This is a genomic window from Pseudoxanthomonas sp. CF385 (assembly GCF_900104255.1).
Classification (GTDB): Bacteria; Pseudomonadota; Gammaproteobacteria; order Xanthomonadales; family Xanthomonadaceae; genus Pseudoxanthomonas_A.
This window is the reverse complement of the sequence record NZ_FNKZ01000004.1, coordinates 1-11466: the sequence shown is the minus strand read 5'-3', so window position 1 is coordinate 11466 and position 11466 is coordinate 1. Positions and strand designations below refer to the sequence as shown.

Annotated in this window: 6 protein-coding genes; all 6 read left to right on the top strand. The window is 68.9% G+C overall.

Annotation, left to right across the window (positions count from 1 at the left end; all coding sequences use genetic code 11):
• The first annotated feature begins 21 nt into the window (after positions 1 to 21).
• Entirely contained in the window at positions 22 to 2214 is a 2193-nt protein-coding gene (locus BLT45_RS16905; RefSeq protein WP_254771950.1) for a WD40/YVTN/BNR-like repeat-containing protein, read from the top strand.
• Positions 2211 to 4118, top strand: a complete 1908-nt coding sequence (locus tag BLT45_RS16900) for a sialate O-acetylesterase (protein ID WP_093303544.1) — start codon at positions 2211 to 2213, stop codon at positions 4116 to 4118. Before BLT45_RS16905 ends, BLT45_RS16900 begins: the two co-directional genes overlap by 4 nt.
• Positions 4108 to 5799, top strand: coding sequence for a GH35 family beta-galactosidase (locus tag BLT45_RS16895; protein ID WP_139188050.1), 1692 nt, complete (start codon positions 4108 to 4110; stop codon positions 5797 to 5799). Before BLT45_RS16900 ends, BLT45_RS16895 begins: the two co-directional genes overlap by 11 nt.
• 68 nt (positions 5800 to 5867) lie before the next feature.
• Positions 5868 to 8714 carry a TIM-barrel domain-containing protein gene (locus BLT45_RS16890; protein WP_093303536.1) on the top strand — a complete coding sequence of 949 codons (2847 nt, stop codon included), beginning with the start codon at positions 5868 to 5870 and terminating at the stop codon, positions 8712 to 8714.
• Between the two features lie 64 nt (positions 8715 to 8778).
• The gene (locus tag BLT45_RS16885; RefSeq protein ID WP_093304304.1) at positions 8779 to 11178 is read left to right on the top strand and encodes a glycoside hydrolase family 95 protein; all 2400 of its coding nucleotides are present in this window, start codon (positions 8779 to 8781) and stop codon (positions 11176 to 11178) included.
• Between the two features lie 13 nt (positions 11179 to 11191).
• A partial coding sequence (locus BLT45_RS16880) for an FGGY family carbohydrate kinase (protein ID WP_254771938.1) occupies positions 11192 to 11466 on the top strand: 275 nt, incomplete at its 3' end.

Sequence of the window (11466 nt, the reverse complement as noted above, 5' to 3'; positions counted from 1 at the left end):
CCGACAGGAGATTCCGTGTCCATGCTTCGCCTGACCCTAGCGCTCTTCGCTTTCCTGCTGGTGCCCGGTGCGGCGGCGAAGGACGACGTCACCGGCTACCGCTGGCGCAACGTCGCCATCGGCGGTGGCGGCTTCGTCAGCGGCCTGGTCTTCCATCCGCACGAGCAGGGGCTCCTCTACGCCCGTACCGACATCGGCGGCGCCTACCGCTGGCAGCCCCGCGAACAGCGTTGGCAACCGCTGATGGACTGGATGGGCCATGAGGACAGCGGGCGCTTCGGCGTCGAAAGCCTCGCCCTGGATCCGTCCGATCCCGACCGCCTCTACCTGGCCGTCGGCACCTATCTCCATGAGCGCGGGCAGGACGGCGCCCTCCTGCGGTCGACCGACCGGGGTACGACCTTCAAGCGCACGCCGCTGCCGTTCAAACTGGGCGGCAACGAACAGGGGCGCGGCAATGGCGAGCGCCTCGCCGTCGATCCCCACGACGGCCGCGTGCTGCTGTTCGGCACGCGCGCCAATGGCCTGTGGCGCAGCGACGATGCCGGCGCCAGCTGGCGTGAAGTGGCGGGCTTTCCCGCCATCGCGAAGGACCGTTCGGCCTGGGCGATGGGTTGGCGCGAATTGCGGCCGGTCGGCATCGCCTTCGTGGTGTTCGACCCGGTCGACGGCGCGGCGGGCACGCCGACGAAGACGATCTACGCGGGCGTGTCGACGAACCAGACCAGCCTCTATCGTTCGCGCGACGGCGGCGCCAGCTGGCAGGCGGTACCCGGGCAGCCGGTCGGCCTGCGTCCCAGTCATATGGTGCGCGACGCGCGCGGCCGCTGGCTGCTGAGCTACGGCGACGAGCCCGGGCCCAACAACATGGCCGACGGCGCGGTGTGGCGCTTCGACCCCGCCGGCGATCGTTGGGACGACATCACCCCGGTACGCCGCTCGAAGGCCGATGCCGGCTTCGGCTGGGGCGCGGTGGCCGTGGATGCGTCGAACCCCGACATCCTCATCGCCAGCACGTTCCGTCGCTACCAGCCGCACGATGACATCTACCGCAGCACCGATGGCGGGCGCAGCTGGACCGCGCTGTTCCCGCGCTCGTCGTTCGACCACGCCTCCGCGCCCTGGACGCAGGACGCCAAGCCGCACTGGATGGCAGACATCGAGATCGATCCGTTCGATCCCAACCGCCTCCTGTTCGTCACCGGCTATGGCGTCTGGGCTTCGACCAATGCGAAAGCGTTCGATGCCGGCGCCGGGATGACGTGGCGTTTCGAGCAGGCCGGCTTCGAGGAAACGGTGCCGCTCGCGCTCGCCAGTCCGCCGCAGGGCGCGCACCTGGTGAGCGGCCTCGGCGATGTGGACGGCTTCGTCCACGACGATCTCGATGTTTCGCAGCAGCGCTTCGCAGGCGTGCGTTTCTCCAACACCGAAAGCCTGGCCTTCGCTGGCCGCGCGCCGCAGGTGACGGTGCGCACGGGCTACTTCCACAACCGGCCCGAAGGCGCCGTGCGCGGGGCCTGGTCGAACGATGGTGGGCGGACCTGGACGGCGTTCGCCAGCGAGCCGCCGGACGGCGAGGGCGCGGGACAGATCACCCTCGCGGCCGACGGCAAGCGCGCGATCTGGCATCCGCGCAACGGCGAACACCACTGGATCACGGCCGATATGGGCGGGCGCTGGCAGCAGGTGAAGGGGCTGCCGAAGACGGCCGTGGTGGAGGCCGACCGGGTCGACGAAGGCGTCTACTACGCCTTCGATGCGATCAGCGGGAAGCTCTATGTCAGCGGCAACGGCGGCGTCGCCTTCGAGGAAGTACGCGCGCCGGTCGGCGAGATCGGCACCTGGTATCGCGCCGAGATCAAGCCGCATCCGGACAAGGTCGGCGAAGCGTGGATCGCGGCCTCGTGGCGCGGCCTGCTGCATCTTTCGCCAGGCAAGCTGCAGCGCGTGCCCGGCGTGGACAACGTCATGTCGGTGGGGTTGGGCAAGGCGGCGAAGGCGGGCGACCCGCCGGTGCTGTTCGTGTTCGGCGAGGTGCGCGGACTGCGTGGCCTGTTCCGTTCCGACGATGGCGGACGGCAGTGGCGCCGTATCGACGATGACGCACTGCGATTCGGCGGCATCATCCGCCATGTGACAGGCGATCCCCGCCTGCATGGCCGCGTCTACTTCGGCACCGAAGGGCGCGGCATCTGGTATGGAGATCCGCAATGATTCGAGCTGTCCCGCTGTTGTTGGGCCTGTTGGCCGTCCCTGCCGCGCAGGCGGTCGAGATGCCACGCATCTTCGCCGACGGCATGGTCGTGCAGCGCGACCAGCCGGTGCGCGTGTGGGGCGACGCCGCGCCGGGCGCGCGCGTGCACGTGAGCTTCGCCGGGCGCGATGCCACCGCGCAGGCCGGGGCGGACGGACGCTGGTCGCTGGCGCTGCCCGCGCAGACTGCCGGTGGCCCGCACGTGATGCGCATCGACGACGGCACCCAGCCACGCGTGCTGCGCGACGTGCTGGTCGGCGACGTGTGGCTGGCCAGCGGCCAGTCGAACATGGAGTGGCCCATCGCGCAGTCGGCCGATCCGGAGGTCGAAGCCGCGCGCGCGACCGATCCGCAGATCCGCCATTTCAAGATTCCGAAGTCCTGGGCCGGCGCACCGCAGGCGCAGCTGGAAGGCGGCGAGTGGGTCGCGTCGTCGCCGAAAGCGGCGCCCAAGTTCTCCGCCGCCGCGCACTTCTTCGCGCGCGAACTGCGCAAGGTCACCGGGGTGCCGATCGGCATCATCGACAGCACCTGGGGCGGCAGCCGGATCGAGGCCTGGACCGATGCCGCTACCCAGGGCCTGGATGCCGCCGCGCTGAAGGCCCAGGCCGAGCGTTTGCGCGACAGCGATGAGCGCGCCCTGGTGCAGACGCGCGCGAACCTGGCGCATTGGAACCCCGGGCCAGCAGACGACGCGGGCTGGCAGGCCGCCGATCTCGATGCCGGCGACTGGCTGCCGATCACGGTGCCGTCGTTGTGGGAGAAGGCGGGCTGGACGGGCATGGACGGCGTGGCGTGGTACCGCGCCACGTTCACCCTGACCGCCGCGGAAGCGAAAGCGGGCATCACCCTCGGCGTGGGCCGCATCGACGACTCCGACACCACCTGGGTCAATGGCACCCAGGTCGGGCAGACGCGCATGCAGTACAACCTGCCGCGCCGCTACACCGTGCCGGCGTCGGCGTTGCGCGCGGGCGTCAACCAGGTCGCCGTGCGCGTGTCCGATACCGGTGGCGGTGGCGGTATCCATGGGCAGGACGAGGAAGTGTTCGTGCAGCCGGCGGGCGCGGCCGCGCGCGCGCTGACAGGCTGGACCTTCCGGCCGGCGAACGTGACCGTGGCGCTGATCGACGACAAGAACCAGCATCCCGCGCTGCTGTACAACCGGATGATCCATCCGCTGCAGCCCTACGCCGTGCGTGGCGTGATCTGGTATCAGGGCGAATCGAACGCGAACACCGTCGCCGACGCGCTGAAGTACCGCACCCAGTTCCCGGCGATGATCGAACAATGGCGCCGCCAGTGGCAGGCGCCCGCGTTGCCGTTCCTGTGGGTGCAGCTGGCCAATTTCTCGTCCGGCGTCGACCAGGGCGACCAGAGCCCGTGGGCGGTGCTGCGCGAATCGCAATCGGCGACGCTGTCGCTGCCGGCCACCGCGCAGGTGGTGACCATCGACATCGGCAATCCGGCCGACATCCATCCGCTCAACAAGCAGGACGTCGGCAAGCGACTCGCGCTGGCGGCGCGGCATGTCGCGTACGGCGAAGCGGTCATCCACCAAGGCCCGGTGTTCTCGGGCATGCATTCAGAGCATGGTCTGGCGTTGCTCAGCTTCAATGTCGGCGATGGAGCACTGGCCGCGCGTGGCGGGGGAGAGGAACTACGCGGTTTCGAGCTCGCTGGCTCAGACGGTGTATTCCATCCTGCTGACGCGACGATCAGCGGCGACAAGGTCGTGGTTCACGGCAAGTCAGTGCCAATCCCGGTCGCCGTGCGCTACGGCTGGTCCGACAACCCGGTCGATGCCAACCTGATCAACGCCGCGGGCCTGCCGGCCTCGCCCTTCCGCACCGATGCGTGGTGAACCCCGGATGCCTTCGATGATGCCCCTGCGTTCCCTGATCTTCTCGCTCGCCGCGCTGTGCGCGCTGGTCGCGTGCCAGCCTGCCGGAAAGGAAGGCGCACCCGCCACCGCGCAGGACGGCGCCGCGACGGAGGCGGCCGGTGCGAAGCCGATCCCGCAGATCGTCAGCAAGGAGGGCCGCCATGCGCTGATGGTCGACGGCGCACCGTTCCTCATCCTCGGCGCGCAGGTCAACAACTCCAGCAACTGGCCGCAGGCGCTGGACGACGTGTGGCCGGCGATCGACGTGGTCAAGCCGAACACGGTGATGGTGCCGGTCGCCTGGGAGCAGATCGAAGCGAAGGAGGGGACGTTCGACTTCTCCTTCGTCGACGTGCTGCTCAAGCAGGCGCGCGAGAAGGACGTGCGGCTGATCCTGCTGTGGTTCGCCACCTGGAAGAACAACGGGCCGAACTACGCGCCGGCGTGGGTGAAGCTGGACAATGTCCGCTTCCCGCGCGTGATCACCGCAGACGGTCGCACGTTGAACTCGCTGTCGCCGCACGCGCAGGCCACGCTGGACGCCGACCGCAAGGCCTTCGTCGCTCTGATGACCCACCTGAAGGCCGCGGATCCGCAGCGCACCGTGATCATGGTGCAGCCGCAGAACGAGCCGGGTACCTATGGCAGCGTGCGCGACTTCTCGCCGCTGGCGCAGAAGGTGTTCGAAGGCCCGGTGCCCGACGCGCTGGTGAAGAAACTGGGCAAGTCGCCGGGCACATGGCGCACGGTGTTCGGTGCGGACGCGGACGAGTACTTCCACGCCTGGCACATCGCGCACTACATCGACCAGGTGGCCGAGGCGGGCAAGGCGGTCTATCCGCTGCCGATGCTGGTCAACGCGGCGCTGCGCGGACCGTTCAATCCCGGCCAGCCCGGGCAGTACGCCAGCGGCGGCCCGACCGACAACGTGCTGGACGTGTACAAGGCCGCCGCGCCGCACATCGACCTGCTGGCGCCGGACATCTACATGCCGGAGTACACCCACTACACCACGGTGCTGGACCGCTACTCGCGTCCGGACAATCCGCTGTTCGTCGCCGAGACCGGCAACCGCGAGGAGTACCCGCGCTACTTCTTCTCCGCGCTGGGCGAGCAGGCCATCGGTTGGTCGCCGTTCGGCATCGACTACTCGCGCTACTCCAACTGGCCGCTCGGCGCCAAGCACCTGGACGAGAAGGCGCTGGAATCGTTCGCGCTGAACTACGCCATCGTGCGGCCGGCCGCGCGCGTCATCGCCCAGGCCAGCTTCGAAGGCAAGGTGCGCGGCACCGCCGAGCAACCGGGGCAGGCGGTGCAGACGGTGAAGATCGACGACCGCTGGAACATGGTGGTCACCTACGGCGTGCCGCAGTTCTGGTTCCAGGGCGAACCGCCCGGCAATCCGGAGCCGATCGGCCGCGCGCTGGTCGTGCAGCTGGGGCCGGACGAGTTCCTGGTCGCCGGCGCGCACGCGCGCATCAACATCAACGCCGCCGATCCGGCAGTGGCCGCGCGGCAGATCTATGACGTCGTCGACGAGGGCACGTACGTCGACGGCAAGTGGGTCTTCCGTCGCCGCTGGAACGGCGACCAAACGGACTACGGGCTCAATTTCTCCAGCGTCCCGCAATTGCTGCGGGTGAAGCTGGCGACCTACTGATCGATCCGCGGACCGGTCGTACCGGTCCCAGAACCCGGGTGCCCACGCGCCCGAACGAGGAGCAAGCGATGGGTTACTTGAAGACGTTGACGGTGCCGCTGCTGGCCCTGGCCGCAGCGGGCGCCAACGCCGCAGGCCAGGAGGCCGTCGAGAAGATCGATCACGGCGTGATCGTGCGGCCGGCGGATACGGCGGCTGCCGACGTGAAGATCGAAGCGGTCGCACCGGGGATCCTGCGGGTGATGGCCGATCCCGATGGCGACTTCGCCCGCACGCCCAGCCTGATGCGCGCGAAGACCGGGGCACCGCCCGCCGTCAAGGTGGGCGAGGCCGGCGGCGAGGTCACGGTGAGCACGTCGGGCATCTCGGCGAAGGTCGATGCGCGCACCGGCCGCGTCAGCTTCTTCGATGCGGCCGGCAAGCCGCTGCTCGCTGAGCGCGCACGCACGTTCGCGCCGACGAAGGTCGAAGGCAAGGACTACTACAGCATCCGCCAGCGTTTCGAATCGACGGACGACGAGGCCTTCTACGGCACCGGCCTGCACCAGCAGGGCTGGATGAACCTCAAGGGTCGCGATGTCGAGCTGCTCCAGCACAACATCGACAAGGCCATTCCCTACCTGGTCTCCACCCGCCACTACGGCATCCTGTGGGACAGCAACGCCATCACCCGCTACGGCGATCCGCGCGGCCTGCAGCCGTTGGGCGCATCGCTGGACCTGTTCGACGCGCAGGGCAAGCCGGGCGCGCTGACGGCGCGCTATACCGTCAACGGCAAGCAGGTGGTCGAGCGTCGCGAAAGCGAAGTGAACTACCAGTACATCAAGGATCTCGCCAACTTCCCCGCCGCCGGCAAGAACCTGGCGCAGGGTGGCCGCAGCGACGTGGTGTGGGAAGGCGAGATCGCCGCGCGCAGCGACGGCCGGCATACGTTCTCGCTGTACAACAGCGAATACGCCAAGCTCTACGTCGACGGGAAGCTCGTGCTCGACCGCTGGCGCCAGAACTGGAACCCGTGGCACCACGAGTTCGCCCTGGACATGAAGGCCGGCCAGCGCCACAAGGTCAAGCTGGTGTGGGACCGCATCGAGCCGGCCTACATCGCGTTGCTGCATCGCGATCCGCTGCCGGCCGATGAGGCGAAGGACCTGTCGATCTGGTCCGAAGCCGCGCAGGCCATCGACTACTACGTGGTCGCCGGCGACGACGCCGACCAGGTGCTGGCCGGTTACCGTACGCTGACCGGCAAGGCCGTGCTGCTGCCGAAGTGGTCGTACGGGTTCTGGCAGAGCCGCGAGCGCTACAAGACCCAGGCCGAGCTGACCGGCGCGCTGGACGAGTACCGCAAGCGCAAGCTGCCGATCGACGCCATCGTGCTCGACTGGTCGTACTGGCCGGAGGACGCCTGGGGGTCGCACGACTTCGACACGAAGAACTTCCCCGATCCGGACGGCATGGTCGAGCACGTCCACGACCAGCACGCGCAGATCATGATTTCGGTGTGGCCGAAGTTCTATCCGACCACGGCGAACTACAAGGAACTCGACGCCGCCGGCCACATGTACCACCGCAATGTCGAGGTGGGCGAGCTGGACTGGATCGGCAAGGGCTACCTGAACTCCTTCTACGATCCATACTCGAAGGAAGCGCAGGACATCTTCTGGCGTCAGGTCAACGGCAAGCTCAACACCAAGGGCTTCGACGCCTGGTGGCTGGACGCCAGCGAGCCCGACCTGCACAGCAACATCGACATCGGCGAACGCAAGGCGCGCACCACGCCGACCGCGCTGGGGCCGTCGGTGGAATTCTTCAATTCCTATCCGCTGGTGCACTCCGAGGGCGTCTACCGCGGCTCGCGCGAGCAGGATCCGGACAAGCGCGTCTTCATCCTGTCGCGCGCGTTCTTCGCGGGGCAGCAGCGCGCCGGCGCGGCGTTCTGGAGCGGCGACATCGTGCCGCGCTGGGACGACCTGCGCGAGCAGATCTCCGGTCTGGTGAACGCGTCGATGGCGGGCGCGCCGAACGTCAGCTTCGACATTGGCGGCTTCTCGCCGGAGCGTCGCTACGAGACGAAGGACCCGGCGCACCTGGCCGAATGGCGCGAGCTGAGCCTGCGCTGGTTCCAGCACGGCGCGTTCGTGCCGATCTTCCGCCTGCACGGGCAGTTCCCGTACCGCGAGATCTGGGAGATCGCGCCGGAAGGCACGCCGCACTACGACAGCTTCGTCCACTACCTGAAGCTGCGCTACACGTTGCTGCCCTACATCTACACGCTGGCCGGTGACACCTACCATCAGGACGGCACCTTGCTGCGCACCCTGGCGATGGACTTCCCGTCCGATCCGAAGGTGCGCGACATCGCCGACCAGTACCTGTTCGGCCCGGCGTTCCTGGTCGCACCGGTCACCACGTTCAAGGCGTCCACGCGCCCGGTCTACCTGCCGGCGGGCACCAGCTGGATCGACTTCGAGACCGGCAAGCGCTACGACGGCGGCCAGACCGTCCAGGCCGCCGCGCCGCTGCAGCGCATGCCGCTGTTCGTCCGCGCCGGTGCCATCGTGCCGCGCACGGTGGTACAGCAGTACGTGGACGAGAAGCCCGATGCGCCGCTGACGATCGAGGTCTACACCGGTGCCGACGGCGCGTTCTCGTTGTACGAGGATAACGGCCGCAGCTACGGCTACGAGCGCGGCGAATCCAGCCGCATTCCGCTGGCGTGGAACGAGAAGGCCGGCGAACTGCGGATCGGTGCGCGCGAAGGCCGCTATCCCGGCATGGTCGCGTCGCGCGAGGTGCGCGTGCGCTTCATCGACGGACCGCGCGCCGATGCCGGCACGCTGGAGCCGGAGGGCGATGTCACCGTGCGCTACGACGGCAAGGCGCAGGTCGTGCGGTTTCCCCGCAGTGCAAGATGACAGGCGGGCGGTCGGGCGGCACCATGGTAACCGGTAGACAAAACCTGTCCGGGAGGGCCGGATGATGCAGTCCCCGCGCCCGGACACGTCGCCGGTCGCCGTCGACGCCGGGCCGCGCGATCCGGGCCGCCGCACCCTGTTCAAGGGTGTGGCGGGCGGCGCGCTGGTGGCGGGATTGCCGTGGCAGGCTGGCGCGGCGTCGCGCACGACGACGGCGCAGGACCTGCGCCTGTGGTATCGCCAACCGGCGCGGGTCTGGGTGGAGGCCTTGCCGGTGGGCAACGGCCGGTTGGGCGCGATGGTGTTCGGCGGCGTGGCGCACGAGCGCCTGCAGCTCAACGAGGACACGCTGTATTCGGGCGGTCCGTACTCGGCAGTGAATCCGGACGCGCGCGACGGCTTGCCGCGGGTACGCGAGCTGATCTTCGCCGGCCGCTACGCGGAGGCCGCCGCCCTGGCCGACGAGACCCTGATCTCGCGGCCGGTGAAACAGATGGCCTACCAGCCGCTGGGCAACCTGTGGCTGCAGTTCGACCGCCTGGACGGCGTCGCGGACTACCGGCGCGAACTCGACCTCGACGCGGCCACCGCGCGCACGACGTTCCGCGTCGGCAACGGCGTACACCGGCGCGAGGTCTTCGTCTCGCCGGTCGACCAGTGCATCGTCGTGCGCTACACCGTCGAAGGCGGCGACGCGATGATCGGCCGGATCCGCACCGGCAACGAACATGCGACGAGCACGCGCGTCGTCGACGGCGGCTGGCACGTCAGCGGCCGCAACGTCGGCAAGCACGGGATCGAGGGACGCCTGCGCTTCGCCTTCCGCGTGCATGTCGCACATCGGGACGGCCAGCTGCGGGTGGAGCAGGATCAGATCGCCTTCGACGGCGTGCGCGAACTGGAACTGCGCATCGTCGCGGCGACCAGCCATGTGGCCTGTGACGACGTCAGCGGCGATCCCGACGCGATCACGGCCGCCCAGTGGGCGCGAGTGAAGGACAAGGCCTTCGACGCCGTGCAGGCCGACCATCTGGCCGAGCACCACCGGCTCTTCCATCGCGTGCGGCTGGATCTGGGCCGCACCGTCGCCGCCGATCTGCCTACCGACGAGCGTATCGCCGCCTTCGCGCAGGGCGACGATCCCGCGTTGGTGTCGCTGTACCACGCTTATGGCCGCTATCTGCTGGTGTGCAGCTCGCGGCCGGGCAGCCAGCCGGCCAACCTGCAGGGGATCTGGAACGACCTGATGGATCCGCCGTGGGAGAGCAAGTACACGGTCAACATCAACACCGAGATGAACTACTGGCCCGCCGAGGCGAACGGCCTGGGCGAGTGCGTCGAACCGCTGCAGCGCATGCTGGAGGAACTGGCGAAGACCGGTGCAGACGTCGCCCGCGACATGTACGGCGCCGGCGGCTGGATGCTCCACAACAACACCGACCTGTGGCGCGCGGCCACACCGCCGGACGGCGCGCGCTGGGCGTTGTGGCCGACCGGAGGCGCGTGGCTGCTGCAGGCGCTGTGGGACCGCTGGGACTACGGGCGCGATCCGGATTACCTGAAGCAGGTCTGGCCGCTGTTCAAGGGCGCGGCGCAGTTCTTCGTCGACACGCTGCAGGACGATCCGCAGACCGGGCACAAGGTCACCGTACCGTCGCTGTCGCCGGAGAACGAACATCCCTTCGGTGCGGCGATCTGCGCCGGCCCGACGATGGATGCGCAGATCCTGCGCGACCTGTTCGGCCAGTGCATCGAAGCGGCGCGCGTGCTCGGCATGGACGCGGACTTCGCCACGCGGCTCGCCGCGCTGCGGGAGCAGCTTCCGCCCAACCGGATCGGCAAGGCCGGCCAGTTGCAGGAATGGCAGCAGGACTGGGACATGCAGGCGCCCGAGATCCACCACCGCCACATTTCGCACCTGTACGGCCTGCATCCCAGCGCGCAGATCAACCTGCGCGACACGCCCGAGCTCGCCCGCGCCGCGCAACGCACGCTGGAGATCCGCGGCGACGAGGCCACCGGCTGGGGCATCGCATGGCGGCTGAACTTCTGGGCGCGCCTGTGGGACGGCGAGCACAGCTTGAAGATCCTGCGCATGCTGCTGTCGCCGCAGCGCAGTTACCCGAACCTGTTCGACGCGCATCCGCCGTTCCAGATCGACGGCAACTTCGGTGGCGCCGCCGGCATCGTCGAGATGCTGGTACAGAGCTGGGGCGGATCGATCTTCCTGCTGCCTGCGCTGCCGTCGTCATGGCGCGACGGCGAACTCGAAGGCGTGCGCGTGCGCAATGCCGCACGACTGGACCTCAACTGGAAAGCAGGACGGCTGGCGCACGCGACGCTGCACTCGGACAAGGGTGGCCGCTATCAGCTGGTCCACGCGGGCCACACGCTCGATCTCGAACTCGCCGCCGGGGCATCGGCCACGGTGCGACTGCGCAATGGCGCGCTGGTGAAAGCATGAAGAAGGCAATCCGATGAGTCTGTTCGCCGGCATCGACGCAGGCACGCAGAGCCTGAAGGTGGTGGTCTACGACCCGGCCACGCGCACGCTCGTGGCCACGGCCAGCGCACCGCTGGGCCTGATGAGTGGCGAGGACGGCAGCCGCGAGCAGCACGCGGCCGACTGGGTCGCGGCGATGCAGAGCTGCTTCGATCGCATCGATCCGGCCGTGCGCGCGCGCATCGCCGCGCTGGCGGTGTCCGGCCAGCAACACGGCTTCGTGCCGGTGGATGCCGATGGCAATGTGCT

Excerpts from the sequence above, each read along its gene's own strand:
- BLT45_RS16905 (WP_254771950.1), top strand. The coding sequence starts at position 22 with ATGCTTCGCCTGACCCTAGCGCTCTTCGCTTTCCTGCTGGTGCCCGGT.
- BLT45_RS16900 (WP_093303544.1), top strand. The coding sequence starts at position 2,211 with ATGATTCGAGCTGTCCCGCTGTTGTTGGGCCTGTTGGCCGTCCCTGCC.
- BLT45_RS16895 (WP_139188050.1), top strand. The coding sequence starts at position 4,108 with ATGCGTGGTGAACCCCGGATGCCTTCGATGATGCCCCTGCGTTCCCTG.
- BLT45_RS16890 (WP_093303536.1), top strand. The coding sequence starts at position 5,868 with ATGGGTTACTTGAAGACGTTGACGGTGCCGCTGCTGGCCCTGGCCGCA.
- BLT45_RS16885 (WP_093304304.1), top strand. The coding sequence starts at position 8,779 with ATGCAGTCCCCGCGCCCGGACACGTCGCCGGTCGCCGTCGACGCCGGG.